Source organism: Streptomyces sp. SLBN-31 (assembly GCF_006715395.1).
Classification (GTDB): Bacteria; Actinomycetota; Actinomycetes; order Streptomycetales; family Streptomycetaceae; genus Streptomyces.
On record NZ_VFNC01000001.1, the window covers coordinates 1,132,086 to 1,150,083 of the forward strand.

19 protein-coding genes and 1 riboswitch are annotated in these 17,998 nt (G+C 71.0%); of the genes, 18 read left to right on the top strand and 1 reads right to left on the bottom strand.

The features are described 5' to 3' along the window. Positions 1–19: 19 nt before the first annotated feature. From lepB to FBY22_RS05420, 8 genes are all read left to right on the top strand, one after another. A complete protein-coding gene (gene lepB / locus FBY22_RS05385; RefSeq protein WP_142142740.1) occupies positions 20–796 on the top strand; it encodes a signal peptidase I in 777 nt (258 codons plus the stop codon). Beyond that, positions 786–1,313 carry an NUDIX hydrolase gene (locus FBY22_RS05390; RefSeq protein WP_142142742.1) on the top strand — a complete coding sequence of 176 codons (528 nt, stop codon included), beginning with the start codon at positions 786–788 and terminating at the stop codon, positions 1,311–1,313. The genes lepB and FBY22_RS05390 overlap by 11 nt, the downstream gene beginning before the upstream one ends. A gap of 72 nt (positions 1,314–1,385) precedes the next feature. Next, positions 1,386–1,694, top strand: coding sequence for a DUF2469 domain-containing protein (locus FBY22_RS05395; protein WP_142142743.1), 309 nt, complete (start codon positions 1,386–1,388; stop codon positions 1,692–1,694). 150 nt (positions 1,695–1,844) lie between these two features. After that, a complete protein-coding gene (locus FBY22_RS05400) occupies positions 1,845–2,207 on the top strand; it encodes a YraN family protein (protein ID WP_142142745.1) in 363 nt (120 codons plus the stop codon). A gap of 1 nt (position 2,208) precedes the next feature. Further along, positions 2,209–3,834 carry a YifB family Mg chelatase-like AAA ATPase gene (locus tag FBY22_RS05405; RefSeq protein ID WP_142142747.1) on the top strand — a complete coding sequence of 542 codons (1,626 nt, stop codon included), beginning with the start codon at positions 2,209–2,211 and terminating at the stop codon, positions 3,832–3,834. Next, a complete protein-coding gene (dprA, locus tag FBY22_RS05410) occupies positions 3,831–5,024 on the top strand; it encodes a DNA-processing protein DprA (RefSeq protein ID WP_142142749.1) in 1,194 nt (397 codons plus the stop codon). Before FBY22_RS05405 ends, dprA begins: the two co-directional genes overlap by 4 nt. Before the next feature lie 209 nt (positions 5,025–5,233). Then, positions 5,234–6,076 carry an RNA polymerase sigma factor WhiG gene (gene whiG, locus FBY22_RS05415; protein ID WP_142142751.1) on the top strand — a complete coding sequence of 281 codons (843 nt, stop codon included), beginning with the start codon at positions 5,234–5,236 and terminating at the stop codon, positions 6,074–6,076. An 84-nt stretch (positions 6,077–6,160) separates the two neighbouring features. Continuing rightward, positions 6,161–6,715 carry a TetR/AcrR family transcriptional regulator gene (locus FBY22_RS05420; protein WP_142147374.1) on the top strand — a complete coding sequence of 185 codons (555 nt, stop codon included), beginning with the start codon at positions 6,161–6,163 and terminating at the stop codon, positions 6,713–6,715. Here FBY22_RS05420 and FBY22_RS05425 read toward each other — a convergent pair. Next, positions 6,695–7,291 (bottom strand): murein hydrolase activator EnvC, encoded by a 597-nt coding sequence (locus FBY22_RS05425; protein ID WP_142142753.1) that lies wholly within the window; start codon positions 7,289–7,291, stop codon positions 6,695–6,697. The genes FBY22_RS05420 and FBY22_RS05425 overlap by 21 nt on opposite strands. A 270-nt stretch (positions 7,292–7,561) precedes the next feature. On the opposite strand from FBY22_RS05425, the gene rpsB reads away from it, so the two are divergent. The 10 genes from rpsB to FBY22_RS05475 all read left to right on the top strand — a co-directional run bounded on the left by rpsB (position 7,562) and on the right by FBY22_RS05475 (position 17,986). Continuing rightward, on the top strand, positions 7,562–8,500 hold the full coding sequence (rpsB, locus tag FBY22_RS05430) for a 30S ribosomal protein S2 (RefSeq protein ID WP_142142755.1): 939 nt from the start codon (positions 7,562–7,564) through the stop codon (positions 8,498–8,500). Between the two features lie 158 nt (positions 8,501–8,658). Continuing rightward, positions 8,659–9,495 (top strand): translation elongation factor Ts, encoded by an 837-nt coding sequence (gene tsf, locus FBY22_RS05435; RefSeq protein WP_142142757.1) that lies wholly within the window; start codon positions 8,659–8,661, stop codon positions 9,493–9,495. Positions 9,496–9,666: 171 nt separating this feature from the next. Further along, the gene (gene pyrH, locus FBY22_RS05440; protein WP_142142759.1) at positions 9,667–10,425 is read left to right on the top strand and encodes a UMP kinase; all 759 of its coding nucleotides are present in this window, start codon (positions 9,667–9,669) and stop codon (positions 10,423–10,425) included. 142 nt (positions 10,426–10,567) lie between these two features. Next, entirely contained in the window at positions 10,568–11,125 is a 558-nt protein-coding gene (gene frr / locus FBY22_RS05445; RefSeq protein ID WP_142142761.1) for a ribosome recycling factor, read from the top strand. After that, complete coding sequence (locus FBY22_RS05450; RefSeq protein WP_142142763.1) at positions 11,125–12,291, top strand: phosphatidate cytidylyltransferase; 1,167 nt, start codon at positions 11,125–11,127, stop codon at positions 12,289–12,291. Before frr ends, FBY22_RS05450 begins: the two co-directional genes overlap by 1 nt. 111 nt (positions 12,292–12,402) lie before the next feature. Then, a complete protein-coding gene (locus FBY22_RS05455) occupies positions 12,403–12,852 on the top strand; it encodes an SRPBCC family protein (protein ID WP_142142765.1) in 450 nt (149 codons plus the stop codon). 85 nt (positions 12,853–12,937) lie between these two features. Then, complete coding sequence (gene rlmN, locus FBY22_RS05460; protein ID WP_142142767.1) at positions 12,938–14,044, top strand: 23S rRNA (adenine(2503)-C(2))-methyltransferase RlmN; 1,107 nt, start codon at positions 12,938–12,940, stop codon at positions 14,042–14,044. Positions 14,045–14,067: 23 nt separating this feature from the next. Continuing rightward, positions 14,068–14,175: riboswitch (TPP riboswitch) on the top strand. A 68-nt stretch (positions 14,176–14,243) separates the two neighbouring features. After that, a complete protein-coding gene (locus tag FBY22_RS05465) occupies positions 14,244–15,323 on the top strand; it encodes a thiamine ABC transporter substrate binding subunit (protein WP_142142769.1) in 1,080 nt (359 codons plus the stop codon). 44 nt (positions 15,324–15,367) lie between these two features. Next, entirely contained in the window at positions 15,368–16,966 is a 1,599-nt protein-coding gene (locus tag FBY22_RS05470; protein ID WP_142147376.1) for an iron ABC transporter permease, read from the top strand. Then, entirely contained in the window at positions 16,967–17,986 is a 1,020-nt protein-coding gene (locus FBY22_RS05475; RefSeq protein WP_142142771.1) for an ABC transporter ATP-binding protein, read from the top strand. Positions 17,987–17,998 lie beyond the last annotated feature (12 nt).

Genomic DNA, 17,998 nt, shown 5'->3' on the forward strand with positions numbered 1-17,998 from the left:
CCGGGTAGGGTGCGGGTCCATGGGTGGCGAGAGCACGACACGTACGGCACCGCGCAGCGGTGGCAAGAGCACGGGCCCGGTGGGCAGCAAGGCCGGACAGCGACTGTCCGGACTGGCCGTCGCACTGGGCATCGTGCTGTTCCTCGGCGGCTTCGGCTGGGGAGCGGTGGTGTACCGGCCGTACACGGTGCCCACCACCTCGATGACACCGACCATCGACGCCGGTGACCGGGTGCTGGCCGAGCGCGTCGACGGCGGCGAGGTACGCCGGGGCGACGTCGTCGTCTTCAACGACAAGAGCTGGGTGACCAACGCCTCCGTGGTCAAGCGCGTGGTGGCCGTCGGCGGTGACACCGTCTCCTGCTGCACCGACGGCAAGCTGACCGTCAACGGCAAGCAGATCGACGAGGGGTACCTCAAGGGCGGCGCCGTCGAGGACAAGAAGATCCCGGCCGTGAAGGTCCCCCAGGGCCGCCTGTTCCTGCTCGGCGACGAGCGCTCGGGCTCCCTGGACTCCTCCGCCCACCTCAGCGACGCCGCCCAGGGCACCGTCGCGCGCTCCGCCGTGACCGCCCGCGTGGACGCCGTCGCCTGGCCCATGAAGGGCATGCTGGAGCGCCCGACCGGCTTCGAGACGCTCGGCGCGCTGTCCACGCCGGGACCGCTGCGGGTGATCGCCACCCTCATCGTCGTCGGGGGCGTCCTGGTCCTCGGTGGCGGGGCCTACGGCCCGATCGCCAAGCGGCTGGGCAACCGCCGCGCCCGCACACGGACGGAGCCCGTGGGTGCCCGCTGAGGCGACCGACGCGCACGAGGACTCCTCCCCGGGCGGACTGCGCAGGGTCGCCCGGGTCGTCCTGCTGGACCCCGAGGACCGCATCCTGCTGCTGCACGGCCACGAGCCGGACGATCCGGCCGACGACTGGTGGTTCACGCCGGGCGGCGGACTGGAGGGCGAGGAGAGTCGTGAAGAGGCCGCCTTGCGGGAACTCGCCGAGGAGACCGGAATCACCGAGGTCGAGCTCGGACCGGTGCTGTGGCGGCGGATGTGCTCGTTCCCGTTCGCCGGACGACGCTGGGACCAGGACGAGTGGTACTTCCTGGCCCGTACGGACCGGACGGAGACGCGGGCCACGGCCCTGACGGAGCTGGAGCGGCGCAGCGTGGCCGGTGCGCGGTGGTGGACGTGTGCGGAACTGAGCCGGGCACATGAGACGGTGTATCCGACCAGACTCGCCGAGCTGCTGAGCCGGCTGCTCGACGAAGGTCCCCCGGCCAGGCCCGTGACCCTCGATCCGGAAGTCGTTCAGTGACCCGGAAATCGACTGGGGGCACACGGGACTGGCGCACAATGGGGGGATCGCACGGCTGAAGGGGAACATGCCATGAGCGCCGAGGACCTCGAGAAGTACGAGACCGAGATGGAGCTGAAGCTCTACCGGGAGTACCGCGATGTCGTCGGTCTGTTCAAATACGTGATCGAGACCGAGCGGCGCTTCTATCTGACCAACGACTACGAGATGCAGGTGCACTCGGTTCAGGGCGAGGTGTTCTTCGAGGTGTCGATGGCGGATGCCTGGGTGTGGGACATGTACCGGCCGGCGCGCTTCGTGAAGCAGGTCCGCGTGCTCACCTTCAAGGACGTGAACATCGAGGAGCTCAACAAGAGCGACCTCGAGCTGCCGAGCAACTGAGCCGTTCCCCCGTTCACCCGTGTTCAGTGGTCACAAGTGTTCCGTGTCCACCCGTGTGGGTGGCGGAGTTTTCCACAACCGGTGAGTAGTCCACCAAGATCCACTTGACCCGGGTGGATGCGTGACGGTTGGCGCCGGAGGTGGTGCGACATGAACGCACGGAGCGCACTCGGCAAGTACGGAGAAGACCTCGCCGCCCGCCGGCTGACCGAGGCCGGGATGACGGTGCTGGAGCGCAACTGGCGCTGCGGCAGGTCCGGAGAGATCGACATCGTGGCGCGGGACGGCGAGGTGCTGGTCGTCTGCGAGGTGAAGACGCGGCGGGCCGGTTCCTTCCAGCACCCCATGGCCGCGGTCCCGCCCGCGAAGGCCCGGCGACTGCTCAGTCTCGCCGAGCGCTGGATCCACGCACACGGAGGTGCGCCGCCGGGAGGGGTCCGCATCGACCTGGTCGGCGTCGTCCTGCCGAGGCGCGGGGCCGCCCGCGTCGAGCATGCGCGGGGGGTGGCCTGACATGGGCTTCGCGCGTACGTGTTCGGTGGCGCTGGTGGGCGTGGAGGGAGTGGTCGTCGAGGTCCAGGCCGACCTGGAACCGGGAGTGGCCGCGTTCACGCTGGTGGGACTGCCGGACAAGAGCCTCACGGAGAGCAGGGACCGGGTCCGGGCCGCGGTCGTCAACTCCGGCGGCGAGTGGCCGCAGAAGAAGCTCACGGTCGGGCTCAGCCCCGCCTCGGTGCCGAAGGCGGGAAGCGGCTTCGACCTCGCCGTGGCCTGCGCGGTGCTCGGCGCCTCCGAGCGGATCGATCCTCGGGTGCTCGCCGACATCGTCATGATCGGGGAGCTCGGGCTGGACGGCCGGGTGCGCCCGGTACGGGGCATCCTGCCGGCGGTGCTCGCCGCGGCGGACGCCGGATACGAGCAGGTGGTCGTGCCCGAGTGCGCGGCCGCCGAGGCCTCGCTGGTGCCCGGCGTCTCCGTGCTCGGGGTGCGCAGCCTGCGGCAGCTGATCGCCGTCCTGGCGGACGAGCCGGTGCCCGAGGAGGAACCGGACGACCTGGGCCGCCCGGATCCCCTCCTCGCCGGTCTGCGGGTACCCGGCACGGGCGCGGCCACGGGGATGCACAGCCTCGGTGCCGCCCAGCACGAGCAGGGCCACGACCTCGCCGACGTCGTCGGCCAGATCTCGGCGCGGACGGCGGTGGAGGTCGCCGCGGCGGGCGGACACCACCTGTTCCTGGAAGGGCCGCCGGGGGCCGGCAAGACGATGCTCGCGGAACGGCTGCCGGCCATCCTGCCCCGGCTCACCCGCGAGGAATCGCTGGAAGTCACCGCCGTCCACTCGGTGGCGGGCCTGCTGCCGCCGGGCAAGCCGCTGATCGACATCGCCCCGTACTGCGCCCCGCACCACTCGGCGACCATGCAGGCGCTCGTGGGCGGCGGTCAGGGAGTCGCGCGACCGGGGGCCGTGTCCCTGTCGCACCGCGGTGTTCTCTTTCTGGACGAGACCCCCGAATTCAGCAGCCGGGCTCTCGACGCGTTGCGGCAGCCGCTGGAGGCCGGCCATGTCGTGATCGCCCGCAGCGCCGGGGTCGTGCGGTTCCCGGCGAAGTTCCTGATGGTGCTCGCCGCCAACCCCTGCCCCTGCGGCCGCTTCTCGCAGACCGACGACTTCTGCGAGTGTCCGCCCTCGGCCGTCCGCCGCTACCAGGCACGGCTGTCCGGGCCCCTGCTCGACCGCGTCGACCTCCGGGTCGAGGTGGACCGGGTCACGCGCGCCGAACTGACGCGGCGCGGCGCACGCGGCGAGTCGACGGCGACGGTCGCCGACCGGGTGCGGGCGGCCAGGCAGCGGGCGGCGGCCCGGCTCGCCGGCACACCGTGGCTCACCAACAGCGAGGTCCCCGGCCGGGAGCTGCGCAGCCGCTGGCACGCGGCGAGCGGCGCGATGGACGAGGCCGAGCGCAACCTGGAGCGGGGCGTGCTGACCGCTCGCGGACTCGACCGCGTCCTGCGGGTCGCCTGGACGGTCGCCGATCTCGTCGGTCACGACAGGCCCGACGGCACGGACGTCGCCCTCGCGCTGCAGCTGCGCACCGGAGTGCCGAGGGGCGTGCCCATGGCCATCGGGGCGCTGACATGAGCGCGGAGGAGGACCTGGACGACGAACTGCTCGCGCGGGTGCTGCTCTGTCGGGTCTTCGAACCCGGGGATCCCGTCGCGGGGCGGTGGGTTCGGGAGTGGGGGGCCGTAGAGGTGGCGCGGGTTCTGCGGAACGAGGGGCCGCAGCCGGCCGGTGTCAGCGACAGACGGTGGGCGGGGATGCTGGGGCGGGCCCGGGAGGCCGACGTCGGACGGGACCTGAAGGCCGCGCGGGAAGTCGGTGTGCGGTTCGTGGTGCCCGGCGGCCCGGAGTGGCCCGGCCAGCTCGACGACCTCGGGGACGCCCGCCCCCTGGGGCTGTGGGTGCGGGGCCGGCCCAGCCTGCGGATGTGGGCGCTGAGATCCGTCGCCGTCGTCGGCGCCCGTGCCTGCACCGAGTACGGCGCCCACATGGCGGCCACGCTCGGCGCGGGTCTCGCCGAGTACGGCTGGGTGGTCGTCTCCGGCGGCGCCTACGGGGTCGACGGCGCCGTGCACCGGGGCGCGCTCGGCGCGGGCGGCGCCACCGTCGCCGTACTGGCCTGCGGGGTCGACCGGCCCTACCCCCGCGGGCACACCGAGCTGATCAACCGGATCGCGGAGCAGGGACTCGTGGTCGGGGAGCTGCCACCCGGCGAGCACCCGACGGCGGGCCGGTTCGTCGTCCGCAACCGGGTCATCGCAGCCCTGACGAGGGGCACCGTCGTCGTCGAGGCCGCCCACCGCAGTGGCTCGCTGGTCACGGCCCGGGCGGCGCAGCGGCTCGGCCGGCACACGATGGGGGTGCCCGGCCCCGCCACCAGCGCCCTGTCGGCCGGGGTGCACGAACTCCTGCGGGGCGACGCCGTACTCGTCACCGACCCGGCGGAAGTCGTCGAAGTGGTCGGCGACATGGGCCAGCTGGCACCCGAACGGCGCGGACCGGTGCTGCCCAGGGACCTGCTGGAGGCCGCCGCCCGGCGTGTGCTCGCCGCGCTGCCCGGGCGTGGCACGGCCTCGGCCGCAGCCATTGCGCGGGGCGCGCAGACCTCGCCGGAGGACGCGGTCGCGCGACTGTACGAACTCCGAGCACTTGGTTACGTCGAACGACACGGCGACGGCTGGAAGTTGACGCGCCAGGCCGTGACCTCCGGACGGGAGGGGGTGGTGGATGTCGACGGAGCGTGTTCGGCCGTCCGGGGGAACGCCTGACACCTGGGCAAACGCCCCGAGGAATGGTTCCTTTCGGTCACGCACGGCGATCGCCGGGAGGGGGCGAGGTACCCCTCGGAACGTACCCGCGTACCCGTTCCCCGGCGTCCCTCGCTCAACGCGACGCTCCAGTCACGCTACGCTCACGGGGATTCCGACGCACTTCACGTAGAACGCGTACTTCACGGCAGAACGGCACAAGGCGACGAATGCCCCAGCACACCTCCGGGTCCGACCGGGCGGCGATCCCCCCAGCCGCCCGTGACGGTGGCAGAGTGCGGCCGCCCGCCCCCTCGACGCTCGACGAGCTGTGGCGGTCGTACAAGGCGACGGGCGACGAGCGGCTGCGGGAGCAGCTGATCCTGCACTACTCGCCGCTCGTCAAATACGTGGCGGGACGGGTGAGCGTCGGTCTGCCGCCCAACGTCGAGCAGGCCGACTTCGTCTCGTCCGGCGTCTTCGGGCTGATCGACGCGATCGAGAAGTTCGACGTCGACCGGGAGATCAAATTCGAGACGTACGCGATCACCCGGATCCGCGGCGCGATGATCGACGAGCTCCGGGCGCTGGACTGGATCCCGCGTTCGGTGCGGCAGAAGGCGCGCAACGTCGAGCGGGCGTACGCGACGCTGGAGGCGCGGCTCAGACGGACGCCGTCGGAGGGGGAGGTGGCCGCCGAGATGGGCATCGCCGTGGACGACCTCCACGCCGTGTTCAGCCAGTTGTCGCTGGCCAACGTGGTGGCGCTGGAGGAGCTGCTGCACGTGGGGGGTGAGGGCGGCGACCGGCTGAGCCTGATGGACACCCTTGAGGACACCGCCGCGGACAACCCCGTGGAAGTCGCCGAGGACCGGGAGCTGCGACGGTTCCTGGCGCGGGCCATCAACACCCTTCCCGAGCGGGAGAAGACCGTCGTCACGCTGTACTACTACGAGGGACTGACGCTCGCCGAGATCGGCAATGTGCTCGGGGTGACCGAGAGCCGGGTGAGCCAGATCCACACCAAGTCGGTGCTGCAGCTGCGGGCGAAGCTGGCCGGCTTCGGGCGGTGACGGCCCGCCGGAGGGCGTGACTCGCCCCGTCAGGGGTGGCGCGTCCGTAAAGTGGTTGACGTGCCAAGGATTCGAGCGGCCTCCGTGGCCGAACACCGGTCGATGCAGCGAGCCGCCCTGCTGGACGCGGCTCGGTCCCTGTTGTCCGACGGCGGGACGGAGGCGCTGACGTTCCCGGCCCTCGCCGAGCGGACGGGGCTGGCGCGGTCGTCCGTGTACGAGTACTTCCGGTCGCGGGCCGCGGTGGTCGAGGAACTGTGCGAGGTCGACTTCCCCGTGTGGGCGGCCGAGGTCGGGGCGGCCATGGAGCGGGAGACCGCGGCCGAGGACCGGATCGCGGCCTATGTGCGGCGGCAGCTGGAGCTGGTCGGGGACCGGCGGCACCGGGCCGTGGTCGCGATCTCGGCGAGCGAGCTGGACGCGGGGGCGCGGGAGCGGATCCGGGCCGCCCACGGCGGGCTCGTCGCGATGATCGTCGAGGCGCTGGCGGAGATGGGGCACGCCGAGCCCCGGCTGGCCGCGATGCTGGTGCAGGGCGTCGTGGACGCGGCCGTGCGGCGGATCGAGCTGGGCGCCGAGGACCCGGCGGTGGTCGCGGACGCGGCGGTGGGCATGGCGCTACGGGGCGTTCGCGGCTGAGGCAGGCCGGGGCAGCGGCACCCCGAGCACGGGCAGCAGTCTCGACGGCCCGCCGCGCAGCAGCCACGGCGGGAGCAGCGACAGGGGATCCAGATAGGTCCGCCCGCTGAGCAGGCCCCAGTGCACGCACGTGACGGCGCAGTGCGCACCCGTCGGCTCCACCGCCCCCACCACCTCGCCCGCCGTCACCTCGTCGCCCTTGCGCACGGACGCGCGCACCGGTTCGTACGTCGTGCGCAGATCCGTTCCGCTCAGCTCCACCGAGACCACGCCCCGGCCCGCCACCCGGCCCGCGAAGGAGACCCGGCCCGCCGCCACGGCGCGCACCGGTGCCCCGGCCGGCGCCGCCAGGTCCACGCCGCGGTGACCGGGTCCGTAGACCGTCGCCGGGGGCTCCCAGCCCCGTAGCACCACGGGGTGGTCGCCCACCGGCCAGGCGCGGCCGATCGCGGGGGCGCCGGGGGAGGGGACGGACGGGACGGGTGGGGGCTGCGCCCAGGCCCACGGGGTCAGCACGGCCCACGCCACAACCGGCAGCGCCGCCACCGTCAGGCGTCCGTATCGCTTCGCTCGCATGGGGAAACCGTCCCGCACCCCCGCCGATCATGGCCGGGATCTGTGGACAACTCCCGGGTTGTGGACAGCGGCGTCACCCGGTGCCCCGCCGGTCCCGTACACTTCTTCTGGCGATCCGGGTCACCGGGTCGACTTCGCACGCCCCGACATCAGGTGGTCACAAGCCGGTGTCAGCGCCTCTCGGTCCTTCGCGGCAAGGCGCACGCGGGCGTCAGGCGCGGGTGCCCTCCGGTACCCGCGGTACAACCGAGAAAACCAAGGAGAACGGCCATGGCCGTCGTCACGATGCGGGAGCTGCTGGAGAGCGGCGTCCACTTCGGTCACCAGACCCGTCGCTGGAACCCGAAGATGAAGCGCTTCATCTTCACCGAGCGCAACGGCATCTACATCATCGACCTGCTCCAGTCGCTGTCGTACATCGACCGCGCCTACGAGTTCGTCAAGGAGACCGTCGCCCACGGCGGCACGGTCATGTTCGTCGGCACGAAGAAGCAGGCGCAGGAGGCCATCGCCGAGCAGGCCACCCGCGTCGGCATGCCCTACGTCAACCAGCGCTGGCTGGGCGGCATGCTCACCAACTTCTCCACCGTCTACAAGCGTCTGCAGCGCCTCAAGGAGCTCGAGCAGATCGACTTCGAGGACGTCGCCGCTTCGGGTCTGACCAAGAAGGAGCTTCTCGTGCTCTCGCGCGAGAAGGCCAAGCTGGAGAAGACCCTCGGTGGTATCCGCGAGATGTCCAAGGTTCCCAGCGCCGTCTGGATCGTGGACACCAAGAAGGAGCACATCGCGGTCGGCGAGGCCCGGAAGCTCAACATCCCGGTCGTCGCCATCCTCGACACGAACTGCGACCCCGACGAGGTCGACTACAAGATCCCGGGCAACGACGACGCGATCCGCTCCGTCACCCTGCTCACCCGTGTGATCGCCGACGCCGTCGCCGAGGGCCTCATCTCCCGCTCCGGCGTCGCCACCGGTGACAAGGGTGAGAAGGCCGCGGGCGAGCCCCTCGCCGAGTGGGAGCGCGACCTGCTCGAGGGCGAGAAGAAGGCCGACGAGGCTCCGGCCGCCGAGGCCGAGAAGCCGGCCGAGGCCGCTGCTGAGGCCCCCGCTGCCGAGGTCCCGGCTGCCGAGGCTCCGGCTGCCGAGGCCCCCGCGGCTGAGGCTCCGGCCGCCGAGGCCGCTCCGGCCGCGGACGCCGAGCAGGCCTGACCCGTCAGCGTCAGAAGTTGACGGCGGGAGCGGGGCATCGAACCCGCTCCCGCCGTTCACCCGTAGGTCGGCGGTGAGTCAGCGGCCCCCGACCACAGGGGGGCCACAGACCCCGTAGATCTTCGATCTTCCAGACTTCGAGAAAGATTCACAGACTCATGGCGAACTACACCGCCGCCGACGTCAAGAAGCTTCGTGAGCTCACCGGCGCCGGCATGATGGACTGCAAGAAGGCACTGGACGAGGCCGAGGGCAACGTCGAGAAGGCCGTCGAGGCGCTGCGCATCAAGGGCCAGAAGGGCGTCGCCAAGCGCGAGGGCCGCTCCGCCGAGAACGGCGCCGTGGTCTCCATCATCGCCGACGACAACTCCTCCGGCGTCCTGGTCGAGCTGAAGTGCGAGACGGACTTCGTCGCCAAGGGCGAGAAGTTCCAGGCCGTCGCCACCGCGATCGCCGAGCACGTCGCGAAGACCTCCCCGGCCGACCTCGACGCCCTGCTCGCCTCCGAGATCGAGGCCGGCAAGACCGTCCAGGCGTTCGTGGACGAGGCCAACGCCAACCTGGGCGAGAAGATCGTCCTGGACCGCTTCGCGCAGTACGCCGACGGTTACGTCCTGGCGTACATGCACCGCACGATGCCCGACCTGCCCCCGCAGATCGGTGTTCTCGTCGAGCTCGACAAGCCGAACGCCGAGGTCGCCAAGGGCGTCGCCCAGCACATCGCCGCCTTCGCGCCGAAGTACCTCTCCAAGGAGGACGTGCCGGCCGAGGTCGTCGAGTCCGAGCGTCGCATCGCCGAGGAGACCACCCGCGCCGAGGGCAAGCCCGAGGCCGCCCTGCCGAAGATCGTCGAGGGTCGCCTCAACGGCTTCTTCAAGGACGCCACGCTGCTCGGTCAGCCGTACGCGCTCGACAACAAGAAGTCCGTCCAGAAGGTCCTGGACGAGGCCGGTGTCACCCTGAAGCGCTTCGCGCGCATCAAGGTCGGCATCTGAGTCCGTACCGCGATCGGCGCACGACCCCGATAGGGTCGTACGCAGTTGTCAGCGGGTGACGGACGACAGCGGATCTGACGAGGAGGCCATTGCCGAGCATGGGAGCGAAATGCCACCCCAGCGGCAATGGCCTTCTTCGTATGTGCAACACGTGAAAGAGGCGGGATCTCCATGACCACCAAGCCCCAGAAGAGCGACGACGGCAAAGTACACGGCCGGTTTCTGCTGAAGCTGTCCGGTGAGGCCTTCTCCGGTGGTGGGGGCCTGGGGGTCGACCCCGACGTGGTGCACAAGATCGCCCGTGAGATCGCGGCCGTCGTCCGCGACGGCGCCCAGGTCGCGGTCGTCATCGGCGGCGGCAACTTCTTCCGCGGCGCCGAGCTCCAGCAGCGCGGCATGGACCGGGCCCGCTCCGACTACATGGGCATGCTCGGAACCGTGATGAACTGCCTCGCCCTGCAGGACTTCCTGGAGAAGGAAGGCATCCAGTCCCGGGTGCAGACCGCCATCACCATGGGGCAGGTCGCCGAGCCCTACATCCCGCTGCGTGCCATCCGGCACCTGGAGAAGGGCCGTGTGGTCATCTTCGGCGCCGGTATGGGCATGCCGTACTTCTCCACCGACACCACCGCCGCCCAGCGGGCCCTGGAGATCGACGCCGAGGCGCTGCTGATGGGCAAGAACGGCGTCGACGGGGTCTACGACTCCGACCCCAAGCGCAACCCGGACGCCGTCAAGTTCGACTCCCTCGGCTACGGCGAGGTCATCACCCGCGACCTCAAGGTCGCCGACGCCACCGCCGTCACGCTGTGCCGCGACAACAAGCTCCCGATCCTCGTCTTCGAGCTTCTGGCCGAGGGCAATATCGCCCGCGCCGTCAAGGGTGAGAAGATCGGCACGCTTGTGGGTGACCAGGACAGCCGGGACTGACAGGCAACACCTACGGACCCTGACCGGGGGATGGACAATGTCCCGCAGGTCGGGAACCGTGCAGGAAGAAGACGCGACGCAGCCGGCCGCCGCCCCACAGGAACCGCAGCCGGGCCTCACTCAAGACACGCAGGAGCAAGTGGTGATCGAAGAGACCCTCCTCGAGGCCGAGGAGAAGATGGAGAAGGCCGTCGTGGTCGCCAAGGAGGACTTCGCCGCGATCCGTACCGGTCGTGCGCACCCGGCGATGTTCAACAAGATCGTGGCCGACTACTACGGCGCGCCGACGCCGATCAACCAGCTGGCTTCGTTCTCCGTGCCGGAGCCGCGCATGGCGGTGGTGACCCCGTTCGACAAGACGGCCCTGCGCAACATCGAGCAGGCCATCCGCGACTCCGACCTGGGTGTCAACCCGAGCAACGACGGCAACATCATCCGGGTGGTGTTCCCCGAGCTCACCGAGGAGCGCCGCCGCGACTACATCAAGGTCGCCAAGCACAAGGCGGAGGACGCGCGCGTGTCCATCCGTTCCGTGCGCCGCAAGGCCAAGGACGCCATCGACAAGCTGATCAAGGACGGCGAGGTCGGTGAGGACGAGGGCCGCCGTGCTGAGAAGGAACTCGACGACTCCACCCACAAGTACGTGGCACAGGTGGACGAGCTCCTGAAGCACAAGGAAGCGGAGCTGCTCGAGGTCTGATGAACGACTCTTCCTGGGGAGCGCCGCCACACACCGGGTCGCGGGGCGGCTACTGGGGGCCCACCGACCAGGGGCCTGTCCAGGGGGCTGCCCCGGCGGGTCCCGCGTACGATGCGCCCAAGGCGCAGCACACTCGCCCCATGCCCATCGTGCCCGACGGACCCGTACCTCCACACGGCGAAGACCAGGATGACGACCGGGGGGCCGCTCGGCTGAGCGGCCCCTTGTTCCGCGACGAATCGCCGCGGGCGCAGACCTACGACATGCCGCAGGCACCGCCCCACCCGGCGGCGCAGCAGAATCCGGAGCCCATGCCCGACGCCCCCCAGCCGGCGCCGCAGCCGCAGAAGAAAAGCGCGGGGCGCGACCTGGGCGCGGCCATAGGCGTCGGCGTCGGGCTCGGCGTGGTGATCATCGCGTCGCTGTTCGTCGTCAAGGCCGTCTTCGTCGGCGTCGTCGCGGTCGCGGTGGTCGTCGGCCTGTGGGAACTGACCAGCCGGCTGCAGGAGCGCAAGGGCATCAAGGCGCCCCTCGTTCCGCTGGCGCTCGGCGGCGCCGCGATGGTCGTCGCCGGGTACGTGCGCGGCGCCGAGGGCGCGTGGGTGGCGATGGCGCTGACGGCGCTCGCGGTCCTCGTCTGGCGCATGACGGAGCCGCCGGAGGGTTACCTCAAGGACGTCACGGCGGGTGTCTTCGCGGCCTTCTACGTCCCGTTCCTGGCGACCTTCGTCGCCATGATGCTGACGGCCGACGACGGCCCCTGGCGGGTGCTGACCTTCCTTCTCCTGACGGTGGTCAGCGACACGGGCGCGTACGCCGTCGGCTGGCGCTTCGGCCGGCACAAGCTGGCGCCGCGCATCAGCCCGGGCAAGACCCGTGAGGGCCTGTTCGGCGCGGTGTCGTTCGCGATGGTGGCGGGCGCGCTGTGCCTGCAGTTCCTGATCGACGACGGCGCCTGGTGGCAGGGTCTCGTCCTCGGTTTCGCGGTCGCGGCCAGCGCCACACTGGGCGACCTCGGCGAGTCGATGATCAAGCGGGACCTGGGCATCAAGGACATGGGCACGCTCCTGCCGGGCCACGGCGGCATCATGGACCGCCTGGACTCGCTGCTGCCGACGGCTCCCGTGGTGTGGCTGCTGCTGGTGCTGTTCGTGGGATCCGGCTGACGGTCCGGCCGACAGTCCTCGCAGTCCCGCTCGCTCGATGGCGCGGTCGTCGGGCGAGTGGGACGATCCCGGTGTAAGCCCTCAAAGGGAATGTCCCGAAGAGGAGGCGCCATGTCCGCCATCCATGAAGAGTTCGACGTGGACCGCCGTCCCGAGGATGTCTGGGCGTATGTCACCGACCCCTCCCACCTGCCGGAATGGCAGCTGAGCGCGGTCTCCGCCGAACAGCTCGACGACCGCCCCTTCGGCCTTGGGTCCAAGGTCCGCGTCACCCGCCACATGGGCCGGCGCGAGATGCCGATGACCATGGAGTGCACCGAGTACACACCGCAGCACTCCTGGTCCGTCCGAGGAATCGACGGCCCGGTCAGGGGCCGGTTCCACGCCGAGCTCACCCCCATCGACGACGGCCGTCGCACCCACGTGACGATGGACCTCGACTTCGAGGGCCACGGCATCGGCAAACTCCTGCTGCCCCTCGTCGTCCGCCCCCAGGCCCGCAAGGAGATGCCGCGCAACGAACGCCTGCTGAAGGACAAGCTGGAACACGCGGCCGCTTGACGCGAACTCCACGGCGGGGCCCCGGGCCGCCCCACCGGGCCGGGCAGCCCGGGGCACCGAATTGATCTGCGACACTGGTTGAGCCATGCCTAAGCCCGGAGAACTCACTTTCGTCGCCCCCCGCGGAGCCAAGAAGCCGCCGCGGCATCTCGCCGATCTCTCGCCCGCCGAGCGCAAGGACGCGGTGGCCGAGATCGGGGAGAAGCCGTTTCGCGCCAAGCAGCTCTCGCAGCACTACTTCGCGCGGTACGCGCACGACCCGGCGGAGTGGACGGACATCCCGGCCGGCTCGCGCGGGAAGCTGCAGGAGGCGCTGCTGCCCGAGCTGATGACCGTCGTACGGCATCTGTCGACCGACCAGGGCACGACCCGCAAGACGCTGTGGCGGCTGTTCGACGGCACGCTCGTCGAGTCCGTGCTGATGCGGTACCCGGACCGGGTGACCATGTGCATCAGCTCGCAGGCCGGCTGCGGGATGAACTGCCCGTTCTGCGCCACCGGGCAGGCGGGACTGGACCGGAATCTGTCCACCGCCGAGATCGTCCACCAGATCGTGGACGGGATGCGGGCGCTGCGGGACGGGGAGGTCCCGGGTGGACCGGCGCGCCTGTCCAACATCGTCTTCATGGGGATGGGCGAGCCGCTCGCCAACTACAAGCGCGTGGTCGGGGCCGTGCGGGCGCTGACCGACCCCGCCCCGGACGGGCTCGGGCTCTCCCAGCGCGGGATCACCGTCTCCACCGTCGGGCTCGTGCCCGCCATCCACCGGTTCGCCGACGAGGGCTTCAAGTGCCGGCTGGCGATCTCCCTGCACGCCCCCGACGACGAGCTGCGCGACACACTCGTCCCCGTGAACACGCGGTGGAAGGTGCGCGAGGTGCTCGACGCCGGGTTCGAGTACGTGGAGAAGAGCGGGCGGCGGCTGAGCATCGAGTACGCCCTCATCCGCGACATCAACGACCAGGCCTGGCGCGGCGACCGGCTCGGGCGGCTGCTGCGGGGCAAGCCCGTGCACGTCAACCTGATCCCGCTCAACCCGACGCCCGGTTCGAAGTGGACCGCCTCCCGGCCCGAGGACGAGAAGGCGTTCGTCGAGGCCATCGCCGCGCACGGGGTGCCGGTGACCGTCCGGGACACCCGCGGACAGGAGATCGACGGTGCCTGTGGTCAGCTCGCGGCCACCGAGCGGTAACCTGAGCCCGTCCATACATATTCATATTCCGACAGGGGAGCGCCACAGCGCTGAGAGTGCGGCAACCGGGCCGCAGACCCTCTGAACCTTGCCCAGGTCATTCTGGGTAGGAAGTTCGGTCATCACTCAAGCTGTTGCGCCCCGCCCAGATCTTCTGGGCGGGGCCGCGTCTCTTCCTGGTCACCCAGGAGGAACTTCAGTGCACACCAAGACGTTCGTCGCCGCGGCCGTAGGCCTCGGCCTGATCACCTTGTCCGCCTGCGGATCGTCGTCGTCCGGCGGCCAGTCGTCCGGCGATTCCAAGACCGTCACGCTCGTCAGCCACGACTCGTGGGCCGTCTCCAAGAGCGTCCTCGCCGACTTCGAGAAGCAGTCCGGCTACAAGGTCAGGGTCCTCAAGAGCGGCGACGCCGGCCAGGCCGTCAACAAGGCCCTGCTCACCAAGGACAACCCGCAAGGCGACGTCTTCTTCGGCGCCGACAACACCCTGCTGTCGCGGGCCCTCGACAACGGACTGTTCCAGGCCTACGAGGCCAAGGGCGCCGACACCGTGCAGCCGCAGTTCCGCGTCGACCCGGGCAAGCACCGGGTCACCCCCATCGACTACGGCGACATCTGCGTCAACTACGACAAGGCGTACTTCAGCAAGCACAAGCTGACCCCGCCGCAGTCCTTCGACGACCTGGTCAAGCCCGCCTACAAGAACCTCCTCGTCACCGAGAACGCCTCCACCTCCTCGCCCGGCCTCGGCTTCCTGCTCGGCAGCGCCGCGAAGTACGGGGACGGTGGCTGGCAGGGGTACTGGAAGAAGCTCAAGGCCAACGGCGTGAAGGTCGTCGACGGCTGGGAGCAGGCCTACAACCAGGAGTTCTCCGGCTCGGCCGGCGGCAAGAAGGCCAAGGCCGACCGGCCGCTCGTCGTCTCCTACGCCTCCTCGCCGCCCGCCGAGGTCGTCTTCGCCGACCCGCGTCCCTCGACCGCGCCGACCGGGGTGTCGTACGGCACCTGCTTCCGGCAGATCGAGTACGCCGGTCTGCTCAGCAACGCGAAGAACACCAAGGGCGGCAAGGCGTTCATCGACTTCCTGCTCGGCAAGGAGTTCCAGCAGGACATGCCGCTGAACATGTTCGTCTACCCGGTGGTCGAGGGCGCGAAGGTGCCCAAGGAGTTCACCGAGTACGGCCCCGCCGCCAAGGACCCGGAGGCCATGGCCCCGACGAAGATCGCCGCCAACCGTGACCAGTGGGTCAAGTCGTGGACGTCACTCGTACTGAAGTAGCCGCGCGCCCGGAGCGGCGGGGGAGCGCGGCGCGGCTCGGCCTCATGGGCCTGCCCGTCGCGTTCTTCGCCTTGTTCTTCGCCTGGCCCGTCGCCGCGATCGTGGCGCGCGGGCTGCGGGCGGACGGGACGTGGCACCTCGGCCGGATCGCGGACGTGGTCGCGCGGTCCGACATTCGGCACGTCCTGTGGTTCACCACCTGGCAGGCGCTCGCCTCCACCGCGCTCACGCTGCTGATCGCACTCCCCGGCGCGTACGTCTTCGCCCGCTTCGACTTCCCCGGCAGACAGGTCCTGCGGGCCGTCGTCACCGTCCCCTTCGTACTGCCGACCGTCGTCGTCGGTACGGCGTTCCTGGCGCTCGTCGGACGAGGCGGACTGCTGGACGAACTGTGGGGCGTACGGCTGGACACGACCGTGTGGGCCATCCTGCTGGCGCACGTCTTCTTCAACTACGCCGTCGTCGTGCGCACCGTCGGCGGGCTGTGGGGGCAACTGGACCCGCGGCAGGAGGAGGCGGCGCGGATGCTCGGCGCGTCCCGCCTCCGGGCCTGGCGCACGGTCACCCTGCCGGCGCTCGGGCCCGCCGTGGCCGCCGCCGCGCTGATGGTCTTCCTCTTCACCTTCACCTCCTTCGGCGTGGTGCAGATCCTGGGCGGGCCCACCTTCTCCACCCTGGAGGTCGAGATCTACCGGCAGACGTCCGAGATCTTCGACCTGTCCACCGCCGCCGTCCTGACGATCGTGCAGTTCGTCGCGGTGGGCGCGATCCTCGCCGTGCACGCGTGGACGGTACGGCGCCGGGAGAGCGCCCTGCGGCTGGTGGACGCGGGCGGCACCGCCCGGCGGCCGCGCGGGGCGGGGCAGTGGGCCCTGCTGGCCGGTGTCCTCGCCACCGTCGCCGTACTCCTGCTCCTCCCGCTCGCCGTACTGGTCCAACGCTCGCTCGGTGGCTCGGACTTCGGCTACTACCGGGCGCTGACGAAGGACGACGACACCTTCCTCGTCCCGCCGATCGAGGCGATCGGCAACTCCCTGCAGTACGCCCTCGCCGCCACCGCCATCGCCGTGGTGATCGGCGCTCTGGCCGCGGCGGCCCTCGCCCGCAGGGACGCCGGCCGGCTGGTCCGCGGCTTCGACGCGCTGCTCATGCTGCCGCTGGGCGTCTCCGCGGTGACCGTCGGCTTCGGCTTTCTGATCGCCCTGGACCGGCCGCCGCTGGACCTCAGGTCGTCGTGGATCCTGGTACCGCTCGCCCAGGCGCTCGTGGGCGCCCCCTTCGTCGTACGGACCATGCTGCCCGTGCTGCGGGCAGTGGACGCGCGGCTGCGGGAGGCGGCGGCCGTGCTGGGGGCCTCGCCGTGGCGGGTGTGGCGCGAGGTCGATCTGCCCCTGGTACGGCGGGCGCTGCTGGTCGCGGCCGGATTCGCGTTCGCCGTGTCGCTCGGGGAGTTCGGGGCGACCGTGTTCATCGCGCGGCCCAACAACCCGACGCTGCCGGTCGCCGTGGCGCGGCTGCTCGGCCGCCCCGGTGATCTCAACTACGGGCAGGCGATGGCCCTTTCGACGATTCTGATGGTGGTGTGCGCGGTGGCGCTGCTGGTGCTCGAGCGGCTCCGCACCGACCGGAACGGGGAGTTCTGAATGCTGCTGAGCCTGCAAGACGCCACCGTCCGCTTCGGTGGGCGGGCCGTGCTCGACGCTGTCGGCCTCGACGTCGCCGAACACGAGGTCGTGTGCGTACTCGGGCCGAGCGGCAGCGGCAAGTCGACGCTGCTGCGGGTGGTGGCGGGGCTGCAGGAGCTGGACTCCGGACGGGTCTCGCTCGACGGGCGGGATCAGACGGGCGTGCCCGCGCACCGGCGGGAGGTGGGGCTGATGTTCCAGGACCACCAGCTCTTCCCGCAGCGGGACGTGGGCGGCAACGTCGCCTTCGGGCTGCGCATGCACGGGGCATCGAAGGCCGAACAGGCCGAGCGGGTAAGGGAGTTGCTGGAGCTCGTCGGCCTGCCGGGGGCCGCTCGCCGGGCCGTCGCCTCGCTGTCCGGCGGCGAGCAGCAGCGGGTGGCGCTGGCGCGTGCCCTGGCGCCCCGGCCGCGGCTGCTGATGCTGGACGAGCCGCTCGGCCAGCTCGACCGCTCGCTGCGGGAGCGGCTGGTCGTCGAACTCCGGGAGCTGTTCGGCCGGTTGGGCACGACCGTGCTGGCCGTCACGCACGACCAGGGAGAGGCCTTCGCGCTGGCCGACCGGGTCGTGGTGATGCGGGACGGGCGGATCGCCCAGTCCGGTACGCCACTTCAGGTGTGGCAGCGGCCCGCGGACGAGTTCGTGGCCCGCTTCCTCGGCTTCGACAACGTGGTGGAGGGCACGGTCGCGGGGGAGGCGGCGGACACCCCCTGGGGCAAGGTGCCGGTGCCCGAGGACGCCCCCCAGGGCACGCGCACCCTGCTCGTCCGTCCCGCCGGCGTCCGGCTCGTCCCGGCCGACGAGGGGCTGCGCTGCACGGTCGCCGCCCGAACCTTCAAGGGCACCCACGTCGCCGTACACCTGCAGCCGCGGGAGGCGCCCCGGCTGGAGGCGGCGTGCGCGCTGCGGGAGGCGCCGGAGGTCGGGGACACGGTCGGGGTGGCGTTCGACGCGGCGGAAATCGTGGTGCTGAACTGATCATTCCCTCCG

Excerpts from the sequence above, each read along its gene's own strand:
- FBY22_RS05400 (WP_142142745.1), top strand. The coding sequence starts at position 1,845 with ATGAACGCACGGAGCGCACTCGGCAAGTACGGAGAAGACCTCGCCGCC.
- dprA (WP_142142749.1), top strand. The coding sequence starts at position 3,831 with ATGAGCGCGGAGGAGGACCTGGACGACGAACTGCTCGCGCGGGTGCTG.
- pyrH (WP_142142759.1), top strand. The coding sequence starts at position 9,667 with ATGACCACCAAGCCCCAGAAGAGCGACGACGGCAAAGTACACGGCCGG.
- FBY22_RS05455 (WP_142142765.1), top strand. The coding sequence starts at position 12,403 with ATGTCCGCCATCCATGAAGAGTTCGACGTGGACCGCCGTCCCGAGGAT.
- FBY22_RS05470 (WP_142147376.1), top strand. The coding sequence starts at position 15,368 with ATGGGCCTGCCCGTCGCGTTCTTCGCCTTGTTCTTCGCCTGGCCCGTC.
- FBY22_RS05475 (WP_142142771.1), top strand. The coding sequence starts at position 16,967 with ATGCTGCTGAGCCTGCAAGACGCCACCGTCCGCTTCGGTGGGCGGGCC.
- rpsB (WP_142142755.1), top strand. The coding sequence starts at position 7,562 with ATGGCCGTCGTCACGATGCGGGAGCTGCTGGAGAGCGGCGTCCACTTC.
- lepB (WP_142142740.1), top strand. The coding sequence starts at position 20 with ATGGGTGGCGAGAGCACGACACGTACGGCACCGCGCAGCGGTGGCAAG.
- tsf (WP_142142757.1), top strand. The coding sequence starts at position 8,659 with ATGGCGAACTACACCGCCGCCGACGTCAAGAAGCTTCGTGAGCTCACC.
- FBY22_RS05405 (WP_142142747.1), top strand. The coding sequence starts at position 2,209 with ATGGGCTTCGCGCGTACGTGTTCGGTGGCGCTGGTGGGCGTGGAGGGA.
- whiG (WP_142142751.1), top strand. The coding sequence starts at position 5,234 with ATGCCCCAGCACACCTCCGGGTCCGACCGGGCGGCGATCCCCCCAGCC.
- FBY22_RS05450 (WP_142142763.1), top strand. The coding sequence starts at position 11,125 with ATGAACGACTCTTCCTGGGGAGCGCCGCCACACACCGGGTCGCGGGGC.
- rlmN (WP_142142767.1), top strand. The coding sequence starts at position 12,938 with ATGCCTAAGCCCGGAGAACTCACTTTCGTCGCCCCCCGCGGAGCCAAG.
- FBY22_RS05425 (WP_142142753.1), bottom strand. The coding sequence starts at position 7,291 with ATGCGAGCGAAGCGATACGGACGCCTGACGGTGGCGGCGCTGCCGGTT.
- FBY22_RS05395 (WP_142142743.1), top strand. The coding sequence starts at position 1,386 with ATGAGCGCCGAGGACCTCGAGAAGTACGAGACCGAGATGGAGCTGAAG.